At 63.7% G+C, this 18,643-nt stretch carries 18 protein-coding genes; 9 read left to right on the forward strand and 9 right to left on the reverse strand.

The genetic code is table 11. The annotated features are described in order from the left end of the window. Positions 1-6 precede the first annotated feature (6 nt). Complete coding sequence (locus C2L66_RS02840; protein ID WP_054929843.1) at positions 7-1,566, reverse strand: N-acetylmuramoyl-L-alanine amidase; 1,560 nt, start codon at positions 1,564-1,566, stop codon at positions 7-9. After that, on the reverse strand, positions 1,548-2,102 hold the full coding sequence (tsaE, locus tag C2L66_RS02845) for a tRNA (adenosine(37)-N6)-threonylcarbamoyltransferase complex ATPase subunit type 1 TsaE (RefSeq protein WP_054929844.1): 555 nt from the start codon (positions 2,100-2,102) through the stop codon (positions 1,548-1,550). The genes C2L66_RS02840 and tsaE overlap by 19 nt, the downstream gene beginning before the upstream one ends. Positions 2,103-2,143: 41 nt before the next feature. Between tsaE and queG the strand changes: the two genes are divergently transcribed. The 3 genes from queG to xerD are packed head-to-tail and all read left to right on the forward strand — an operon-like array spanning position 2,144 to position 4,812. After that, positions 2,144-3,376, forward strand: coding sequence for a tRNA epoxyqueuosine(34) reductase QueG (queG, locus tag C2L66_RS02850; RefSeq protein WP_409372573.1), 1,233 nt, complete (start codon positions 2,144-2,146; stop codon positions 3,374-3,376). A gap of 33 nt (positions 3,377-3,409) precedes the next feature. Continuing rightward, positions 3,410-3,880 (forward strand): methylated-DNA--[protein]-cysteine S-methyltransferase, encoded by a 471-nt coding sequence (locus tag C2L66_RS02855; protein ID WP_060602171.1) that lies wholly within the window; start codon positions 3,410-3,412, stop codon positions 3,878-3,880. Continuing rightward, on the forward strand, positions 3,877-4,812 hold the full coding sequence (gene xerD, locus C2L66_RS02860; RefSeq protein WP_060602168.1) for a site-specific tyrosine recombinase XerD: 936 nt from the start codon (positions 3,877-3,879) through the stop codon (positions 4,810-4,812). Before C2L66_RS02855 ends, xerD begins: the two co-directional genes overlap by 4 nt. Positions 4,813-4,835: 23 nt before the next feature. Here the strand turns inward: xerD and C2L66_RS02865 are convergent, their stop codons facing one another. Next, positions 4,836-6,407, reverse strand: coding sequence for a class I adenylate-forming enzyme family protein (locus tag C2L66_RS02865; RefSeq protein WP_060602165.1), 1,572 nt, complete (start codon positions 6,405-6,407; stop codon positions 4,836-4,838). A gap of 198 nt (positions 6,408-6,605) precedes the next feature. Here C2L66_RS02865 and ybaK point away from each other — a divergent pair, with 198 nt between their 5' ends. Then, complete coding sequence (gene ybaK / locus C2L66_RS02870; protein WP_054929882.1) at positions 6,606-7,097, forward strand: Cys-tRNA(Pro) deacylase; 492 nt, start codon at positions 6,606-6,608, stop codon at positions 7,095-7,097. Between the two features lie 143 nt (positions 7,098-7,240). Beyond that, a complete protein-coding gene (gene plsY, locus C2L66_RS02875; RefSeq protein WP_060602162.1) occupies positions 7,241-7,882 on the forward strand; it encodes a glycerol-3-phosphate 1-O-acyltransferase PlsY in 642 nt (213 codons plus the stop codon). 88 nt (positions 7,883-7,970) lie between these two features. Here plsY and C2L66_RS02880 read toward each other — a convergent pair whose 3' ends face one another. Further along, positions 7,971-8,456 (reverse strand): YajQ family cyclic di-GMP-binding protein, encoded by a 486-nt coding sequence (locus C2L66_RS02880; protein WP_054929850.1) that lies wholly within the window; start codon positions 8,454-8,456, stop codon positions 7,971-7,973. 168 nt (positions 8,457-8,624) lie between these two features. Between C2L66_RS02880 and murB the strand changes: the two genes are divergently transcribed. Then, the gene (murB, locus tag C2L66_RS02885) at positions 8,625-9,665 is read left to right on the forward strand and encodes a UDP-N-acetylmuramate dehydrogenase (protein ID WP_054929851.1); all 1,041 of its coding nucleotides are present in this window, start codon (positions 8,625-8,627) and stop codon (positions 9,663-9,665) included. Positions 9,666-9,742: 77 nt separating this feature from the next. Here murB and argF read toward each other — a convergent pair whose 3' ends face one another. Continuing rightward, positions 9,743-10,672 (reverse strand): ornithine carbamoyltransferase, encoded by a 930-nt coding sequence (gene argF, locus C2L66_RS02890; protein WP_035986294.1) that lies wholly within the window; start codon positions 10,670-10,672, stop codon positions 9,743-9,745. 464 nt (positions 10,673-11,136) lie between these two features. On the opposite strand from argF, the gene C2L66_RS02895 reads away from it, so the two are divergent. After that, positions 11,137-11,466: a DUF3579 domain-containing protein gene (locus C2L66_RS02895; protein WP_054929852.1), complete on the forward strand. Its 330-nt coding sequence runs from the start codon at positions 11,137-11,139 to the stop codon at positions 11,464-11,466. A gap of 199 nt (positions 11,467-11,665) precedes the next feature. Here C2L66_RS02895 and rpsT read toward each other — a convergent pair whose 3' ends face one another. Continuing rightward, positions 11,666-11,944 (reverse strand): 30S ribosomal protein S20, encoded by a 279-nt coding sequence (gene rpsT / locus C2L66_RS02900; RefSeq protein ID WP_012399948.1) that lies wholly within the window; start codon positions 11,942-11,944, stop codon positions 11,666-11,668. A gap of 491 nt (positions 11,945-12,435) precedes the next feature. Here rpsT and murJ point away from each other — a divergent pair, with 491 nt between their 5' ends. Continuing rightward, the gene (gene murJ, locus C2L66_RS02905) at positions 12,436-13,986 is read left to right on the forward strand and encodes a murein biosynthesis integral membrane protein MurJ (RefSeq protein ID WP_060602160.1); all 1,551 of its coding nucleotides are present in this window, start codon (positions 12,436-12,438) and stop codon (positions 13,984-13,986) included. Positions 13,987-13,991: 5 nt separating this feature from the next. Continuing rightward, on the forward strand, positions 13,992-14,834 hold the full coding sequence (locus tag C2L66_RS02910; protein WP_060602797.1) for a SirB1 family protein: 843 nt from the start codon (positions 13,992-13,994) through the stop codon (positions 14,832-14,834). A gap of 105 nt (positions 14,835-14,939) precedes the next feature. Here the strand turns inward: C2L66_RS02910 and C2L66_RS02915 are convergent, their stop codons facing one another. From C2L66_RS02915 to kdsB, 3 genes are all read right to left on the reverse strand, one after another. Beyond that, positions 14,940-15,698, reverse strand: coding sequence for a 3-hydroxyacyl-CoA dehydrogenase (locus C2L66_RS02915; protein ID WP_060602157.1), 759 nt, complete (start codon positions 15,696-15,698; stop codon positions 14,940-14,942). A gap of 1,133 nt (positions 15,699-16,831) precedes the next feature. Then, positions 16,832-17,497, reverse strand: coding sequence for an adenylate kinase (gene adk / locus C2L66_RS02920; RefSeq protein ID WP_054933874.1), 666 nt, complete (start codon positions 17,495-17,497; stop codon positions 16,832-16,834). 255 nt (positions 17,498-17,752) lie between these two features. Continuing rightward, on the reverse strand, positions 17,753-18,556 hold the full coding sequence (gene kdsB / locus C2L66_RS02925; protein ID WP_054933876.1) for a 3-deoxy-manno-octulosonate cytidylyltransferase: 804 nt from the start codon (positions 18,554-18,556) through the stop codon (positions 17,753-17,755). Positions 18,557-18,643 lie beyond the last annotated feature (87 nt).

Here is an 18,643-nt window from a genome sequence, read left to right on the forward strand (position 1 = left end):
GCCAGTTCAAGTCATCCGATTCTTAGCCAGCGGCGGATTAGCCGCAAAATACCGTTTAATTCCGGTCATAATCGCGCTAGCCATCTTCTCCCGATACGCATCATCATTCAGACGACGCTCCTCATCCGGGTTACTGATAAAGGCAGTCTCAACAAGAATCGACGGAATATCGGGCGCCTTCAACACGGCAAAGCCAGCCTGCTCAACAGACCCCTTATGCAACCTGTTGATCCCCCCAATCTCCTTCAACACGAAAGTGCCATACCGCATCGAATCGCGAATCTGCGCGGTCGTCGACATATCGAATAACGCGCGATTCACGCTCGCATCGGCGGACTTGATGTTGATGCCGCCAATCTGATCCGACGAGTTCTCCTTGTTCGCCATCCAGCGCGCGGCCGCGCTCGACGCGCCATGCTCCGACAGCGCAAACACCGAAGAGCCGCTCGCCTCCGGCGTGGTAAACGCATCAGCGTGAATCGACACGAACAGGTCCGCGCCGACACGCCGCGCCTTCTGCACGCGCACGTTCAGCGGCACGAAGAAGTCGGCGTCGCGCGTCATCATCGCGCGCATGTTCGGCTGCGCATCGATCTTCGCGCGCAGTTTCTTCGCGATATCGAGCGCGACGTGCTTCTCATACGTGCCGCTGCCGCCGATCGCGCCAGGGTCCTCGCCGCCGTGGCCCGGGTCGATTGCGACCGTCAACAGGCGCACCGTGTTGCCGCCCTTCTTCGGGTTGGTGAACTTGTAGGCGTCGTCGCCGTTGTCGCCGTCGTTGTCCGCATCGGCGTCGTTGTTGCGCGCGATGACGGGCGGCACAGGTGTCGGCGTGGGCTTCGACGGAATGTGCGGCGCGGGCGCCGGCGCCGTATGCACGGGCGGACGCGGCGCGGGCGAGGGCGACGTAGGCGTGTTGTTCTGCGCGTACTTCTCGAAGAACGCGTCGGTGTTGTCGGCAGGCGGCGCGGACGGGCCGCTCAGCGTGGCAGCGGGCGGTGCGGCGTTCGGCGCAGCGTTTTCATCCAGCTGCTGCTGCTTGCGCTCCGACTGGGCGAGCAGTTCCATCAGCGGATCGGGCGCGACGGCGGGATACAGGTCGAACACCAGACGATACTTGTACGTGCCCACGGGCGGCAGCGTAAATACCTGCGGCTTCACCGAGCCCTTGAGATCGAACACCATCCGCACGACATGCGGCTGATATTGCCCGACCCGCACGGATTGAATCTGCGGATCGTTCGGCGCAATCTTCGAGACGAGGTCCTTCAACGCCTGATCCAGATCGAGCCCGTTCAGATCGACCACCAGCCGGTCGGGCCCTTGCAGCAACTGCTGCGTGTTCTGCAGCGGCTGGTCGGACTCGATGGTCACACGCGTATAGTCGCGCGCGGGCCACACGCGCACGCCCAGCACCGACTGCGCCCACGCCAGACGCGGTGCGACAAGCCCAAGGACGAGCGTGGAAGCGCCCGCGCGAAGAATCTGCCGGCGGCGCCAGTTATGCGTCGCGGTGGCCGCCGATTCGATCGAGCGGAACGGTTTGATCAACATCTTTCGAGACATGCCTTTCCTGGTTCGCTATACGCCCGGGCGATCAGCATGCGGCCATCGCCGTCGACGTCGAGCGAGAAGACGAGATCCGGCACGCCCAGCAGACTGCCCGCGCGTTCCGGCCATTCGACGAGGCAGATAGCGCCGCTGTCGAAGTATTCGCGAAAGCCTGCGTCGGCCCATTCGGCCGGATCGGTGAAACGGTAGAGATCGAAGTGATACAGCTCGAGTTCCCCATCCGGCCGTTCGACCGCATAAGGTTCGACGAGCGTATAGGTCGGGCTGCGCACGCGGCCCGTATGTCCGAGCGCGCGCAAGGTGGCGCGCACGAGCGTCGTTTTGCCGGCGCCCAGGTCGCCGTGCAGTTGCACCTGGAGACCGTTGAATGCGTGATGGCCCGTCGCGCCGGCTTCGCTGCGCACGCCGTCGATCGCATGCGCGAAGCGCTCGCCGAATGCCATCGTCGCGGCTTCGTCCGCCAGCGCAAACTGGCGCTCGAGCAGGACGGCAGCGGAAGGTCGATTCGCGGGACCGGTGTGATCGGGCATTCTCGTAAAATGACGTAATGAACCAAGGCCAGCAGCATTCCATGTCGGACCCACATCGCGATCCACTTTCGCCGCTCGAAACGACGAATGATGAAGCACCCGCCACGCGTCACTATGATGAAGCGCAACTGGCTGCGCTTGCTTCGCGTATCAAGGGCTGGGGACGCGAACTGGGTTTCGGCGCGGTCGGCATCAGCGATATCGATCTGTCGCACGCTGAAGCGGGCCTTGCAGCCTGGCTCGACGCGGGTTGCCACGGCGAGATGGATTATATGGCCAAACATGGGATGAAACGTGCGCGGCCGGCCGAGCTTGTGGCCGGCACGCGACGCGTGATCTCGGTTCGCATGGCTTATTTGCCGGCTTCTTCAGGGGCCCGAAAGGGCGATGAAAGTGCAGTCGCCGACGTTCAACACGATTGGCGTCTCGATGAACGCACGCGTCTCGACGACCCGGCAGCGGCCGTCGTGTCGATCTATGCGCGAGGCCGCGACTATCACAAGGTCATGCGCAACCGCTTGCAGCAACTGGCTGAGCGGATCGAGGCGGAGATCGGGCCGTACGGCTTTCGCGTGTTCACCGATTCGGCGCCCGTGCTCGAAGTGGAGCTTGCGCAAAAGGCGGGCACGGGTTGGCGCGGCAAGCACACGCTGCTGCTGCAGCGCGATGCGGGGTCGCTGTTCTTCCTCGGCGAAATCTTCGTCGACGTGCCGCTGCCGACGGATGCCGACACGTCGCCCGAAAGCGCGCCCGAAACGCCCGGCGCGCATTGCGGCAGCTGCACGCGCTGCATCGGCGCGTGTCCGACGGGGGCGATCGTCGCGCCTTATCAGGTCGACGCGCGGCGTTGCATCTCCTATCTGACGATCGAACTGAAGGGCAGCATTCCCCAGGATTTGCGGCCGCTGATCGGTAATCGTGTGTATGGCTGCGACGATTGCCAGCTCGTGTGTCCGTGGAACAAGTTTGCGCAGGCCGCGCCCGTCGCCGATTTCGACGTGCGTCACGGACTGGATCGCGCGTCGCTGGTCGAGTTGTTCGGCTGGACCGCAAGCGACTTCGACACGCGCATGCAGGGCAGCGCGATCCGCCGGATCGGCTACGAGTGCTGGCTGCGCAATCTCGCCGTCGGCATGGGCAACGCGTTGCGTGCCGCGCGCGACACGCTTTCCGCCGATGCCCGCGCGGCCATCGTCGACGCGCTGCGCCAGCGTGCCGGCGACCCTTCGCCGCTCGTGCGCGAGCATGTCGAATGGGCACTGGAAGCGGCGTGAGCGCGCCGATCGAATGAGAGGAGTGAACACATCATGTTCAACGCAGTGATCGATGCACCGTTCGGCAAGATCGGCGTGCGCCTGGAAGGAGCGGCGGTGCGCGAGATCGTCTACCTGCCCGATTCGGTTGCGAACGTCGCGCCGGATTCGGCGCTCGCCAGGCAGGCCGTCGAGCAGATCGAACATTATCTGGAGCACGCGTCCGCCAGCTTCGATCTGCCGCTCGCCGACATCGGCACGCCGTTCCAGCGGCGCGTGTGGAAAGCGATCAGCGAGATTCCGCCCGGTGTCGTGCTCACCTACGGGCAACTGGCGAAGCAGATTGGCAGCGTGCCGCGCGCGGTCGGCCAGGCGTGCGGATCGAACTTCTTTCCGATTGTGATTCCGTGTCACCGCGTGGTCGGCGCGGGCGGCATCGGCGGCTTTGCGCATACGGGCGGCGACGGCTACTATCGCAACGTCAAACGCTGGCTACTCAAACACGAGGGCGTACCCTACGCATGACTGATGTGCTGACCGATGACGCGCAGTCCGCGTCGCCATTGCTGCTGACGAGCGGCGCGTCGATCGACGCGTTCTGCGACGCGCTGTGGCTCGAACATGGCCTCGCGCGCAACACGCTCGACGCGTACCGCCGCGACCTGCGGCTGTTCTCCGAATGGCTCGCGAGCGCGCGCGGCGCGTCGCTCGACACGGCGCGCGAAGCCGATCTGACGGCGTACAGCGCCGCACGCTCGGCCGACAAGTCGACCTCGGCGAACCGGCGTCTGTCTGTATTCCGGCGTTATTACGCATGGGCCGTGCGCGAGCATCGGGCGTCGGCGGACCCGACTTTGCGCATCCGTTCGGCCAAACAGCCGCCGCGTTTTCCGTCGACGCTGACGGAAGCGCAGGTCGAAGCGCTGCTCGGCGCACCCGACGTGACGACGCCGTTGGGCCTGCGCGACCGCACGATGCTGGAGCTGATGTACGCAAGCGGCTTGCGCGTCAGCGAGCTGGTCACGCTGAAGACGGTGGAAGTGGGCCTGAACGAGGGCGTCGTGCGCGTGATGGGCAAGGGCTCGAAAGAGCGGCTGATTCCGTTCGGCGAAGAGGCGCATGGCTGGATCGAGCGGTATCTGCGCGAGTCGCGCCCCGCGTTGCTCGGCCAGCGTGCCGCCGACGCGCTGTTCGTCACAGCGCGTGCCGAAGGCATGACGCGCCAGCAGTTCTGGAACATCATCAAGCGCCACGCGATGACGGCGCACGTGCATGCGCCGCTGTCGCCGCATACGCTGCGTCATGCGTTCGCGACGCATCTGCTGAATCACGGCGCGGACCTGCGCGTCGTGCAACTGCTGCTCGGCCACACCGATATCTCGACTACGCAAATCTACACGCACGTCGCGCGCGAGCGGCTCAGAACGCTGCACGCCGCGCATCATCCGCGCGGCTGACCGTCAGGCTTGTGCGTGCGCGCTCACGCCAGATCGCGCAGGCGGTGCTTGAGAATCTTGCCCGTCGACGCCGCCGGCAACGCGGCGAGCACCTTGATTTCGGCGGGCCGCTTGTAGGGCGCGAGGCGCGCCTCGCACCAGGCGGCGAGATCGACAGGCGTGACCTTGGCGCCGCCCGTCAGTTCGACGAACGCGATCACTTCCTCGTTACCTTCGACCGCGCGGCCAATGACGGCCGACTGCACGACCTCGGGATGCGCATTCAGCACATGCTCGACTTCGGCTGGGTACACGTTGAAACCCGAGCGGATGATCAGTTCCTTGCTGCGTCCGGCGATATGCAGCGCGCCGTCCGTGTCCTGGCGTGCGAGATCGCCTGTCTTGAGCCAGCCGTCCACGGTGACGGCCGCCTGCGTCTGCTGCGGATTGCGGTAATAGCCGAGCATCACGTTCGGCCCGCGTACCCACAGCTCGCCGACTTCGCCTTGCGCGACGTCGACGCCGTCCAGTCCGACGAACCGCACTTCGATGCCAGGAATGGCCTGGCCGACAGAACAGTCGGTCCGCGGTGCATCGATCATCGTTTGGGAGACGGTGGGGCTGCTTTCGGTCATCCCGTAGCCGTTGTGCAGCGCGACGCCATACACGCTTTCGACGCGAGACTTCAGTGCGGCGTCGAGCGGCGAGCCGCCGGAGTAGGCGAAGCGCAGGCGCGGCGCGGACCACGGCGAGCCTTGCGCGTGCAGATATTCGAGCAGCTTGGCATGCATCGCGGGCACGCCCTGGAAGATCGACACCCGTTCTTCGGCGAGCGCGCGGCGCACGGCGTCCGGTGCGAAGCGCGCCGCGAGCCTGAGCGTCGCGCCCGCATACAGGCTGCCGAGGCACACGGAAGCCAGGCCGTACACATGAGAGATGGGCAGTACCGCATAGACGACGTCGTCGGCATCGACGCGCCGCAGCGTGCTCGACATCGCCGCGATGAACAGCAGATTGCGGTGCGACAGCATCACGCCTTTGGGTGAGCCCGTCGTGCCCGTCGTGTAGATCAGCGCGGCGCATTGGCGGTCGCTGGCGGGTTCGACGGGCTCCACTTGCGCTTCATCGTCGAGCGCGTATGACCAACCGCCGATGTCCACCGCGACCTGCCGGGCCCGCTGTGCGCCGTGGCGCTCGGCGTGCTGCCGCGCATCGGGCGATGCCTCGACGGCATACGCGACCAGACGCGGCTGCGCGTGCGCGCGGATCGCATCGAGTTCCGCCGCCGACAGCCGGGCGTTCGACACCAGCGCCCAGGCATCGAGCTTCGCCGCCGCGAACAGCAGCACGATCTGCACGACGCTGTTCTCCGCGACGATCATCACGCGGTCGCCGGCGCGCACGCCTTGTTCGGCGAGCAGGGCGGCGACGGCATCGACGGCTTCGACGAGTTGCGCGCGCGTCAGTTGCCGGTCGTCTTCGATCAGCGCGGCATGTTGCGGATCACGCCCGGCGATGAGTCTGGGAATATCGGCGATGCGTTCGGGGAGCGCGGCGAGCAGCGCGGCAACGTCGACATGCTGCGCGCCGTCATGCGAGTGTTGGCCAGGATTCAACGATGTCTCCTTTGTCGACGGGAGTTAGCGCTTTAGCGCTTACTCCCGTCCCTTGCAAAGCACGCGATCTCTACGCGAGCCGCTGTTGGATTCCATTGCACCGGAACAATTCCGAACGATCGTGCCATAGCCTCGGAGCCCGCGCAATTGGCCGTTCGGCCAATGGCCGTCGTGTCGCGCGGCCATTACAATGCGCCGATGAGCAAATCCAGACACGTTTCCGAGACCCCCGCCACGCAGTTTCTGCGCCGCCACAAGGTCGCGTTCGGCGAGCATCCGTACGACTACGTCGACCACGGCGGCACGGCCGAATCGGCGCGGCAGCTGGGTGTCGACGAGCATCAGGTCGTCAAGACGCTGGTGATGGAAGACGAAAGCGCGAAGCCACTGATCGTGCTGATGCACGGCGACCGCACCGTGTCGACCAAGAACCTGGCGCGGCAGATCGGCGCGAAGCGTGTCGAGCCGTGCAAGCCCGAAGTGGCGAGCCGTCATTCGGGTTACATGATCGGCGGCACGTCGCCGTTCGGCACGAAGAAGGCGATGCCCGTGTACGTCGAATCGACCATACTCGAACTCGACAGGATCTTCATCAACGGCGGGCGGCGCGGCTTTCTGGTCAGCATCGAGCCCGCCGTGGTGACGTCGCTGCTGCACGCGAAGCCGGTTCAATGCGCGATCGTCGAATGACGCGCGCCGTCGTTGTACCGACCTGTGGAGGCAGCTGAAGGGTTCGGTAGAATGTGCGCCGTTGCGTTGGCGCGTGTTGCGCATGCGGCGCATGGAGACCAGCGTCGCCTGGTACGCTTTCCGACATTGATAAGAGTTCGAACATGGAAAACCTGATTGTCGCCGTCGTGGCCTATCTGATCGGCTCGGTATCGTTTGCCGTGATCGTCAGCGCCGCGATGGGACTCGCCGATCCGCGCTCGTACGGCTCGAAGAACCCCGGCGCGACGAACGTGCTGCGCAGCGGTAACAAGAAGGCCGCGATCCTCACGTTGCTCGGCGACGCGTTCAAGGGCTGGCTCGCCGTGTGGCTCACGGGACATTTCTCGGCGCACTTCGGGCTCGACGACACGTCCGTCGCAATTGCCGCAATTGCCGTATTCGTCGGCCACCTGTATCCCGTCTTCTTCCGCTTCAAGGGCGGCAAGGGCGTTGCGACGGCAGCAGGCGTGCTGCTCGCAATCAATCCCATCCTCGGCATCGCGACGCTGGCAACCTGGCTGATCGTCGCGTTCTTCACGCGCTATTCGTCGCTGGCTGCACTGTGCGCAGCGATCTTCGCGCCGTTGTTCGACGGCTTTCTGTTCGGCGCGAACGTGATCGCGGTGGCGATCGTCGCGATGAGCGCGCTGTTGATCTGGCGTCACCGCGCGAACATCGCCAAGCTCGTCGCGGGGCAGGAGAGCCGCATCGGCGACAAGAAGAAGGCGGAAGCGGCGGCGCGGGCGGCTTCGAACAAGCACTGAGCCCGCAGCGGGCGGGGCGGCGAAGCTACGCTGCTTGCCCCGCTGTCATTCTCGGCGGGGCAGGACGGCGAGCACCTGGGCGGGAGAATCAGTCGCGGAAGTTGTTGAAGTCGAGCGGCGTGTCGGTCACGTCCTTGCGCAGCATCGCGATCACGCTTTGCAGATCGTCGCGCTTGGTGCCCGTCACGCGTACCGCGTCGCCCTGAATGCTCGCCTGAACCTTGATCTTGCTGTCCTTCACGAGCTTGACGATCTTCTTCGCGAGATCGCCGGACACACCCTTCTTCACGGTGACGACCTGCTTGACCTTGTCACCGCCGATCTTCTCGATCTTGCCGTACTCGAGGAAGCGCACATCCACGTTGCGCTTGGCCATTTTCGACACCAGCACGTCTTTCACCTGGCCGAGCTTGAACTCGTCGTCGGCGAACGCGGTCAGTTCGCGTTCCTTCTGCTCGACGCGAGCGTCCGAGCCCTTGAAGTCGAAGCGCGTCGAGATTTCCTTGTTGGATTGCTCGATGGCGTTCTTCACCTCGATCATGTTGGCTTCGCAGACGACGTCAAACGATGGCATTGCTTTCTCCCATTTGTTTCAAAGCGTGTGGTGCGCAAGGCTGCGCACGACGCACTCGCTATAATCACGGACCGGTGTCATTTTACCGACGCCTTCCCTATTTGCCCAAGGCTCGCGCGGACCGTGTCCACGCCGCGCGGGTTTCCTGAGCGCTTGCCAGAACGCCTGATGTCCCAGTCCGATCCCATTTCGTTCATCCCCGACTTCCCGCTGAAGCCGCACAACACGTTCGGTTTCGACGTGCGCGCGCGGCTTGCATGCCGTATCGAAAGCGAGGCGCAACTGCTTGCGGCCGTGCGCGATCCGCGCACGGCGGGCTTGCGGCGGCTCGTGCTGGGTGGCGGCAGCAACGTCGTGTTGACGGGCGATTTCGACGGCCTCGTGCTGCTGATCGGCTTGCGCGGCCGCAAGTCGATCCGCGAAGACGACGATGCATGGTACGTGGAAGCGGCCGCGGGCGAGAACTGGCACGAATTCGTGTCGTGGACGCTCGCAGAGGGCATGCCCGGCCTCGAAAATCTCGCGCTGATTCCGGGCACGGTAGGCGCGGCGCCGATCCAGAACATCGGCGCATACGGCTTGGAGATGTGCGAGCGCTTCGTGTCGCTGCGCGCAATCGAACTGGCCACGGGCGAAGCCATCGAACTCGATGCGGGCGCTTGCCGTTTCGGCTATCGCGACAGCTTCTTCAAGCAGGAAGGGCGCGAACGCTTCGTGATCGTGTCCGTGACGTTCAGGCTGCCGAAGGCGTGGGTGCCGCGCGCGGGATATGCTGACATCGCGCGCGAGCTTGCGGCCGTCGGCCTCGGCGATTCGACGCCTTCGCCCCAGGCGATCTTCGATGCCGTCGTCGCGGTGCGGCGCGCGAAGCTGCCCGATCCGCTCGCGCTGGGCAACGCGGGGAGCTTCTTCAAGAATCCCGTCGTGGAGGCGGCGCAGTTCGACGCGTTGCAGGCGCAGGAGCCGGAGATCGTCTCGTATCGTCAGGCGGATGGCCGCGTGAAGCTCGCGGCTGGCTGGCTGATCGACCGGTGCGGCTGGAAAGGCCGCACGATGGGCGCGGCGGGCGTGCATGAGCGGCAGGCGCTCGTGCTCGTCAATCACGGCGGCGCGAGCGGGACAGAGGTGCTGGCGCTTGCGAAGGCCATTCAGCAGGATGTCGCGCAGCGGTTCGGCGTCGACCTGGAAGCGGAGCCGGTTTGTCTGTGAGCGGTTTGTGCCGCGCCTGAAACGACAATCGCCGGCTTCGAGCCGGCGATTGTCGTTTGATCGGTCTGTCGGAAAGCTTAGTGATTCAGCTTGCCGAGCAGCAGGAACTCCATCAGCGCTTTCTGCACGTGCAGACGGTTTTCCGCTTCGTCCCACACGACGCTCTGCGGCCCGTCGATCACCTCGGCGCTCACTTCCTCGCCGCGATGCGCGGGCAGGCAGTGCATGAAGAGGGCGTCCTTGTTCGCGCGCGACATCATGTCGGCGTCGACGCACCAGTCCGCAAACGCCTTCTTGCGTGCTTCGTTTTCAGCCTCGAAGCCCATGCTGGTCCAGACGTCCGTGGTGACGAGGTCGGCGCCCTTGCAGGCTTCGTTCGGATCGTCGAATTCTTCGTAGAACGGCGCGCTTTCGGCGGCTACCAGCGCGCGGTCGAGCTTGTAGCCAGGCGGCGTGGACAGGCGCAGCTTGAAGCCGAGAATGTGCGCTGCTTCGATCCACGTGTACAGCATGTTGTTCGCGTCGCCGACCCACGCGACCGTCTTGCCGCGAATCGGCCCGCGATGCTCGTAGAACGTGAAGATGTCGGCCAGTACCTGGCACGGGTGATATTCGTTCGTCAGACCGTTGATGACGGGGACGCGCGAATTTTCCGCAAAGCGCTGGATGATGTCCTGGCCGAAGGTGCGGATCATGATGATGTCGACCATCCGCGAGATGACCTGCGCGGCGTCTTCGATCGGCTCGCCGCGGCCGAGTTGCGTGTCGCGCGTGCTCATGAAGACGGCGTGACCGCCCAACTGGAAGATGCCCGCTTCGAACGACAGGCGCGTGCGCGTCGAGTTCTTCTCGAAGATCATCGCGAGCGTGCGGTCGTGCAGCGGATGATACGTCTCGTAGTTCTTGAACTTGCGCTTCAGGATGCGCGCGCGTTCGAGCACGTACTCGTAGTCATCCAGCGAGAAATCGTTGAACTGCAGATAGTGGCGGATTTTCTTGGCGGTCATGAAACAAATACGGCGGATTCAGCCGGGCGAAAGTGCCGGACTGGGCCGCCGTTGTTTGTGGTAACTCGGTCCAGCATAAAGGATTTTGAATGTTTTGACGAGTCAGCCGGAACGCGTGTCCGACTTGTCGGCAGTTGCAAAGGACTGTTTCAGGGGGCTTGGGTGCGGTGCGGAAAAACCCTCGCTGCGCTATAATCTCGGAGTTTTCTCAAAGCCCGGCGGGCAGGCTCCACGCTTGCAGGACACGGCTTTCGCGCACGCGCTGGCGTACCTCTGGTACGCACTGCGCAGTGTGCCGTCATGGCTGCTGCCCAAGGTGCCCTCGCTGGCTTTTCGCGACAAACGAACAGCAGGCTTGCTGCCGGTTCGCGTGGCGCGATACGTATTCCGACAGCGTTTTCTGGCAACATCCTTCGCGGGCTCTTTACCGGCAGATCGCTGGGCAGTCACTCAGGGTTTCGTACATGGCCGACACACCCCCAACCGAATATTTCATTCAAGGCATCACGTCGAGTGGGCGAAAGTTCCGTCCAAGCGACTGGTCGGAGCGGCTGGCAGGCGTGATGTCGTGTTACGGTCCGGGCGCGAAAGGGCCGAATGCCCGCCTTCAGTATTCACATTACGTTCGCCCTACGTTGATCGGCGACGTGAAGGTCGTGATTCTGGATTCGCGGTTGCGGGACATCGAGCCGATGGCGTTCGACTTCGTGATGAACTTCGCAAAAGACAACGACCTGCTCGTCACCGAGGCCTGCGAACTTCCACTGGAGCATGAGGCTCGCAAATCCAAGTAGCTTTCGTTGGGCGCCGCGTTTCGCGGCATTGGCAGGGAAGTGAACAATGGAACCCGCATCGGCGGGTTTTTTTGCGTCCGCGTTTGCGTCCGCGCATCTGAGGCTGCGCGCAGAAACAAAAAAGCCCGCAAAAGCGGGCTTTCATGACGCAGCGGAAACAGGAAGCAGCCCGCGTGAGCGAGCCGCCGGATTCGTAAATTTACTGCGCTGCGGGCGCTTGCAGACCCTTGACGGCTGCAGCGAGGCGGCTCTTATGGCGAGCTGCCTTGTTCTTGTGAACAATTTTCTTGTCGGCAATGATGTCCAGCGTCTTTGCCGATGCCTTGAAGATTTCAGCGGCTTGCGCTGCGTCGCCGGCTTCGATTGCCTTGCGGACAGCCTTGACAGCCGTGCGGTACTTCGAGCGCAGCGCCGAGTTGTGCGAGTTTGCCTTGGCGGCTTGACGGGCGCGCTTGCGTGCTTGTGCGGAGTTAGCCATGACGGTTCCTTATCCTGTTCCTGTTTCCAGTGCCCGCTTTCATACGAAGGCAGGCGCTGCTTTTAGATCGAACCCCTGAGAGCGATTGCTCAAGGGCGCAAAATAGACAAACGACTGAGAACTACTTGAAATCCCGCTCGTTCCGGCTCGGATTGCCCTGAATTCGAACAAGGCAGGTGAGGCAAAAGGCTGAGCGAGCTTCGAAACCGGCGATTATAGCAACAAAATCAGGCACGTGGCAACCGCGCGGCGCGGCGGCCCTCAGGCGAGTCCACGCGAGGCGGCGCGGCGGGTGTGCATTTGCATTGGGGCAGCGCTGTGAAGGCAGGGAATTGCGTGCAAGCGGCCCCCTTCGGACGAGACATTTCTTCACAAATTCGTCGTCAAATCGAACGTCTTTGCTGCAAATCGGTCCCAAACGCTTCGAATTGCCACGAATCATGCCCCTGACATGCTGACCGCCCTGGACGGCCCCGTATAATAAGCGCCCCATGAATCTATTCCGAGCCCTGCTGACGGTCAGCGGCTTCACGTTGCTTTCGCGCGTGACCGGTCTGGCCCGCGAGACCCTGATCGCCCGCGCATTCGGCGCAAGCCAATACACCGACGCGTTCTACGTCGCGTTCCGCATTCCCAACCTGTTGCGCCGCATTTCGGCGGAGGGCGCGTTTTCGCAGGCTTTCGTGCCGATCCTCGCCGAGTTCAAGAACCAGCAAGGCCACGACGCGACGAAGGCGCTGGTCGACGCGACCTCGACCGTGCTCGCGTGGGCGCTCGCCGTTCTGTCGCTGCTCGGCGTGGCGGGTGCGACCTGGGTCGTGCTGGTGGTCGCGTCGGGGCTGCGCAGCGATGGCCAGGCGTTCACGCTCGCCGTGTCGATGACGCGGATCATGTTCCCTTACATCGTGTTCATCTCGCTGACGTCGCTGGCGTCGGGCGTGCTGAATACGTACAAGAACTTCTCGCTGCCGGCGTTCGCGCCCGTGCTGCTGAACGTCGCGTTCATCATCGCCGCCGTGTTCTTCGCGCCGCTGATGAAGGTGCCGGTGTACGCGCTCGCGTGGGCGGTGATCGCGGGCGGGATCGCACAGTTCGTCGTGCAACTGCCGGGCCTTAAACGGATCGACATGATCCCGCGCATCGGCCTCAATCCGCTCAAGGCGCTCGCGCATCGCGGCGTCAAACGGGTGCTCGCGAAGATGCTGCCGGCGATGTTCGCAGTCTCCGTCGCGCAGATCAGTCTGATCATCAACACGAATATCGCGTCGCACATCGGTCCGGGCGCCGTGTCGTGGATCAACTACGCCGACCGTCTGATGGAATTCCCGACGGCGCTGCTCGGCGTCGCGCTCGGCACGATCCTCCTGCCAAGCCTGTCGAAAGCGCACGTCGACGCCGATACGCACGAATACTCCGCGCTGCTCGACTGGGGCTTGCGCGTGACGTTCCTGCTCGCCGCGCCGAGCGCCGTCGCGCTGTTCTTCTTCGCCGAGCCGCTCACGGCGACGCTGTTCCACTACGGCAAGTTCGACGGCAATGCCGTGGTGATGGTGGGACGCGCGCTGGCCGCATACGGCATCGGGCTCATCGGCATCATCCTGATCAAGATTCTCGCGCCCGGTTTTTACGCGAAGCAGGACATCAAGACGCCCGTGAAGATTGGCGTCGGCGTGCTGATCGTCACGCAGTTGAGCAACTATGTGTTCGTGCCGATCTTCTCGCATGCGGGCCTGACGCTGTCGATCGGCCTTGGCGCCTGCGTCAATGCGCTGTGTCTGTTCATTGGCTTAAGGCGGCGCGGCATCTACATGCCGTCGCGGGGCTGGTCGGTGTTTTTCGTGCAACTGGTCGGCGCGTGCCTCGTGCTCGCGGGCGTGATGCATTGGTTCGCCATCAGCTTCGACTGGATCGGCATGCACGTCGAGCCGTTGCGGCGCATGGTGTTGCTTGCAGCGTGCCTCGTGCTGTTCGCGGCGCTATATTTCGGTATGCTTTGGGCGATGGGCTTCAAATACGCGTACTTCAGAAGGCGAGCGAAGTGATCACGATGACCCGGGTTCTCGACTATTTCAGCGCGCTTGTCGCCGAGGACGATGGCCTTCCACTCACGGAGGCGGCGCTCTCGCTCGCGCAAGACGCCTATCCCGACCTCGATCTGCAAGCCGTGCTCGCCGAGATCGACGAGCTCACATTGCGCGTCAAACGCCGCATTCCCGACGACGCCGACATCCAGCAGCGCGTCGGCATTCTGAACCGCTACTTCTTTCGCGAACTGGGTTTCGCGGCGAACGTCAACGACTATTACGACCCCGACAACAGCCATCTGAACATGGTGCTCAAGCGCCGGCGCGGCATTCCGATCTCGCTGGCGGTGCTGTATCTTGAGATGGCATCGCAGGTGGATATTCCCGTGCGCGGCGTATCGTTTCCGGGGCACTTTCTGCTGCGCGTCACGCTGCCCGAAGGCGACGCGATGATCGATCCGACCACGGGTCATCCGCTGTCGGAAGCGGAGATGGTGGAGATGCTCGAACCTTATGTGGCGAAGGCGGGCGAATCGGTCAGCCGCGCGCTTCGCATGCTGCTGCAACCGGCGACTCGCCGCGAGATTGTCGCGCGCATGCTGCGCAACCTGAAGGCGACGTATCTGCAAACCGAGCGCTGGCAGCGGCTGCTTGCCGTGCAGCAGCGACTCGTGATCCTGCTGCCGGAAAGCATCGAGGAAGTGCGCGATCGCGGCTTTGCGTATGCGCGGCTCGATTACCTGCGGCCGGCGCTCGAAGATCTCGAACGGTATCTCGGCGACCGCCCGGATGCGGACGATGCGACCGTCGTCGAATCGCAGTTGCACGAGTTGCGGCAGCGCACGCAACACGACGATCACGACTGACGCGGGTCCGAGCCGCTGCTTCAGACAAAAACGCCTGCGTGGTCGAATACGCAGGCGTTTTTCATTTGAGCGTCGTGCGCGCTCGCTTCACGACGCGAGCCGCGCTCACTTCGGCTGCATGCGGATCGCGCCGTCCAGACGGATCACTTCGCCGTTGAGCATCGGGTTGTCGAAGATCTGCTTGACGAGCATTGCATACTCGTCCGGCTTGCCCAGGCGCGGCGGAAACGGCACCATCGCGCCGAGCGCGTCCTGCACTTCCTGCGGCATGCCGAGCAGCATCGGCGTTTCGAAGATGCCCGGCGCAATCGTCATGACGCGGATCGCGTTGCGCGACAGGTCGCGCGCGATCGGCAGCGTCATGCCGGCGACGCCCGCCTTCGACGCCGCGTACGCGGCCTGGCCAATCTGTCCGTCGAACGCCGCGACGGACGCTGTGTTGACGATCACGCCGCGTTCGCCGAGCGCATTCGGTTCGAGTTTCGCCATCTCGGCGGCCGCGAGGCGAATCATGTTGAACGTGCCGACGAGATTGATCGACACCGTGCGCGCGAACGAGTGGAGCGGATGCGGGCCGTCCTTGCCGACCGTCTTCATCGCGGGCGCGACGCCCGCGCAATTGACGAGACCGCGTAGTGCGCCGAGTTTCGTCGCGGCTTCGACGGCGAGCACGGCGTCGTCTTCGCGGCTCACGTCACATTTGACGAACACGCCGCCGAGTTCCTGTGCGAGAGCCGTGCCTGTTTCGTGGTTCAGGTCCGCGAGCACGACCTTGCCGCCGTTCTGCGCGAACAGGCGCGCTGTTGCGGCGCCCAGGCCGGACGCGCCGCCTGTGACCAGGAACACGTTGTTCTTGATGTCCATGTCTTCTCCTTGATGGATGCGTTGATCGCGTGATTGGAATAGTTGTCGCTGGACGATTTTAACGGGTCGATTCTGTGCGTCAAACGGCGCAGGTGGTTGGGGTTTGGTAGTGTTTTGTTTTGCGGTGGCATCCGCGATGTGGTTTTGGTTCGTAGGCGTTGCCCCTGTGCGGGGCGGCAACTACTCTTTGGTTGTCGGCGACGCCGGATTGTTTGGCCGTGTTTGCGGTGGCATCGCCGTGTTGTTGGCGTGCTTCACGCGTTGCCCCTGTGCGGGGCGGCACCTACTCTTTGGTTGTCGGCGACGCCGGATCGTTTACTCGTGTTTGCGCTGGCATCCGCGTGTTGTTAGCGTGCTTCAAGCGTCGCCCCTGTGCGGGGCGGCACCTACTTTTCTTTGCCGCCGCAAAGAAAAGTAGGCAAAAGAAAGCGGCTCACACCGCCAGCCCATGTCCTCATCCACGGGCCCCCAGCGGCCCCGTCCTGTACACGGCAACGCACGAGTCATTGCCCGTTGCCAACGCTTCGAAGAGAGGCATCACCCGCTTCGATCGCCCGTAGCACAGCGGGAGGCAGCGAATCGTATGCGCCGCCCAGGTGGTGTACTGTGTGTAGGTTTCCTGTACTTCACACGCACCACTCCAGACCGATCGCGCATGCGCTCCACCCTGCAAGAGCGCTAACGCATACGACGCGACAACCTACACACAGTACACCACCTGGGCGGCGGTGGACTGTCTGGCGCGGCACGCTGTTGTGGGGGAGTGTGAAACGGGTGAGGCGCACATTCAGAGCGCTGGCAACGGGCATGAACAAGCAAGTTGCCGTGTGAAGCGTAAGACCCTGTGGGGGCCCTCAGGCAAGAACTAGAACTGGCGGTGTGAGCCGCTTTCTTTTGCCTACTTTTCTTTGCGGCGGCAAAGAAAAGTAGGTGCCGCCCCGCACAGGGGCGACGCGTGAAGCACGCTAACAACACGCGGATGCCAGCGCAAACAAGAGCAAACAATCCGGCGTCGCCGACAACCAAAGAGCAGGTGCCGCCCCGCACAGGGGCAACGCGTGAAGTGAGCTAACGCATCGCGGATGCCAGCGCAAACACCGGCAACCCACCCCACCGTCGCAAGACAAAAAAACTTACTTCAGCGCCTCAAACACACGCGCACGAATTTCATCGACGGAACCCAAGCCCGAGATACGCCGATATTGCGGCGCCTTGAGCGGCGACGACGGATCGCCTTTCTGCGCCCAGTTGTTGTAGTACTCGATCAGCGGCTTGGTCTGAGCAACGTACACGTCGAGGCGCTTCTTCACCGTCTCTTCCTTGTCGTCGTCCCGCTGGATCAGCGGCTCACCCGTCACGTCGTCGACACCTTCGACCTTCGGCGGATTGAACTTCACGTGATACGTGCGGCCCGACGCCGGGTGCATGCGGCGCCCGCTCATGCGCGTAATGATCTCGTCGAACGGCACGTCGATCTCCAGCACGTAGTCGATGGCCACGCCCGCGTTCTTCATCGCTTCCGCTTGTGGAATGGTGCGCGGGAAGCCGTCGAACAGATAACCGTTCTCGCAATCGCAGTCTTGCAGACGTTCCTTCACGAGATTGATGATGAGTTCATCCGTGACGAGTTCGCCCGCATCCATGTAGCGCTTCGCTTCGATGCCAAGCGGCGTGCCTGCCTTGACGGCGGCGCGCAGCATGTCGCCCGTCGAAATTTGCGGAATGCCGAACTTTTCCTTGATGAAGTTGGCTTGGGTGCCCTTGCCCGCGCCAGGTGCGCCCAACAGGATCAAACGCATTTGATATCTCCAGATCTATGTCAATTCTGTGTGGCGCGCCGCGAGTCAGTGGATGCCGCGGCCGACGCTCTTGATTCTTCGTTGCCGCTGTGATGGCCGGGCAGCTTTTCGCTGCCGGCTTCGCGCTGCACGCAATGAAGGGCGCTGCGAAGCAAACGGCAAAACAGGCGGATAAAAAACGGGCGAATAGTGATATCGATCAACGCGCATCGATATCGGGTGAATCGCGCGAACGATCGATTATGCCATGGCTTCTTACGCCGACGACCCGAAAAACGCCTGTACACGGGCCAGATCGTCAGGCGTGTCGACGCCCGGCAGCGGCGCGTCATGCGTGACGAGCACCGCGATACGCTCGCCGTGCCACATCGCCCGCAGTTGCTCGAGCGCTTCGGCCTGCTCGATCGGCGAGATCGACAGACTCGGGTAAGTACGGAGGAACTTCGCGCGATACGCATACAGCCCGATATGCCGGTACACGGCAGCGGGTGCAGGCGGAGCGGGCATCCGCGCGACATTTGGCCAATGCGGCTGGTAGGCGTCGCGCGCCCATGGAATCGGCGCGCGCGAGAAGTACAGCGCGACGCCGCGTGCATCGAGCACGACCTTGACGACGTTCGGATTGAACACGTCCGCGGGCTCGTGGATCGGATGCGCAGCCGTCGCGATCGCGCAGCCTTGCGTCGAAGCGAGGTGCGACGCTACGCCGCGCACCAGCGCCGGATCGATCAGCGGCTCGTCGCCCTGCACGTTGACGACGATCGTGTCGTCGCTCCAGCCATAGTGCGCCGCCACTTCCGCGAGACGGTCCGTGCCCGACGGATGATCGGCGCGCGTCATCATCGCGTCGATGCCATGCGCGCGCGCGACGTCGAATACCGATTGCGCGTCGGTCGCGACCAGCACCTGCTGCGCGCCGGACTCGAGCGCGCGTTCCGCGACGCGCACCACCATCGGCTTGCCGCCGATATCGGCCAGCGGCTTGTTCGGCAGGCGCGTCGACGCGAGGCGCGCCGGGACGACGGCGATGAAGGGCGGAGTGTGCAGGGTGTCGTTCATCGGAAGCGTGACGTCAGGCCTTGTGCGGGCCGAGAAAGACGCGCCGCCTGATCGGCGGCGCGGGGTAGGTGTTCAGTGGCGGCGTGC

The organism is Paraburkholderia caribensis, from assembly GCF_002902945.1.
In the GTDB taxonomy this organism is placed as follows: Bacteria; Pseudomonadota; Gammaproteobacteria; order Burkholderiales; family Burkholderiaceae; genus Paraburkholderia; species Paraburkholderia caribensis.

What these genes read in the sequence shown, in the direction of transcription:
- C2L66_RS02840 (WP_054929843.1), bottom strand. Translation starts at nt 1,566, where the DNA reads ATGTCTCGAAAGATGTTGATCAAACCGTTCCGCTCGATCGAATCGGCG.
- tsaE (WP_054929844.1), bottom strand. Translation starts at nt 2,102, where the DNA reads ATGCCCGATCACACCGGTCCCGCGAATCGACCTTCCGCTGCCGTCCTG.
- queG (WP_409372573.1), top strand. Translation starts at nt 2,144, where the DNA reads ATGTCGGACCCACATCGCGATCCACTTTCGCCGCTCGAAACGACGAAT.
- C2L66_RS02855 (WP_060602171.1), top strand. Translation starts at nt 3,410, where the DNA reads ATGTTCAACGCAGTGATCGATGCACCGTTCGGCAAGATCGGCGTGCGC.
- xerD (WP_060602168.1), top strand. Translation starts at nt 3,877, where the DNA reads ATGACTGATGTGCTGACCGATGACGCGCAGTCCGCGTCGCCATTGCTG.
- ybaK (WP_054929882.1), top strand. Translation starts at nt 6,606, where the DNA reads ATGAGCAAATCCAGACACGTTTCCGAGACCCCCGCCACGCAGTTTCTG.
- plsY (WP_060602162.1), top strand. Translation starts at nt 7,241, where the DNA reads ATGGAAAACCTGATTGTCGCCGTCGTGGCCTATCTGATCGGCTCGGTA.
- C2L66_RS02880 (WP_054929850.1), bottom strand. Translation starts at nt 8,456, where the DNA reads ATGCCATCGTTTGACGTCGTCTGCGAAGCCAACATGATCGAGGTGAAG.
- murB (WP_054929851.1), top strand. Translation starts at nt 8,625, where the DNA reads ATGTCCCAGTCCGATCCCATTTCGTTCATCCCCGACTTCCCGCTGAAG.
- argF (WP_035986294.1), bottom strand. Translation starts at nt 10,672, where the DNA reads ATGACCGCCAAGAAAATCCGCCACTATCTGCAGTTCAACGATTTCTCG.
- C2L66_RS02895 (WP_054929852.1), top strand. Translation starts at nt 11,137, where the DNA reads ATGGCCGACACACCCCCAACCGAATATTTCATTCAAGGCATCACGTCG.
- rpsT (WP_012399948.1), bottom strand. Translation starts at nt 11,944, where the DNA reads ATGGCTAACTCCGCACAAGCACGCAAGCGCGCCCGTCAAGCCGCCAAG.
- murJ (WP_060602160.1), top strand. Translation starts at nt 12,436, where the DNA reads ATGAATCTATTCCGAGCCCTGCTGACGGTCAGCGGCTTCACGTTGCTT.
- C2L66_RS02910 (WP_060602797.1), top strand. Translation starts at nt 13,992, where the DNA reads ATGACCCGGGTTCTCGACTATTTCAGCGCGCTTGTCGCCGAGGACGAT.
- C2L66_RS02915 (WP_060602157.1), bottom strand. Translation starts at nt 15,698, where the DNA reads ATGGACATCAAGAACAACGTGTTCCTGGTCACAGGCGGCGCGTCCGGC.
- adk (WP_054933874.1), bottom strand. Translation starts at nt 17,497, where the DNA reads ATGCGTTTGATCCTGTTGGGCGCACCTGGCGCGGGCAAGGGCACCCAA.
- kdsB (WP_054933876.1), bottom strand. Translation starts at nt 18,556, where the DNA reads ATGAACGACACCCTGCACACTCCGCCCTTCATCGCCGTCGTCCCGGCG.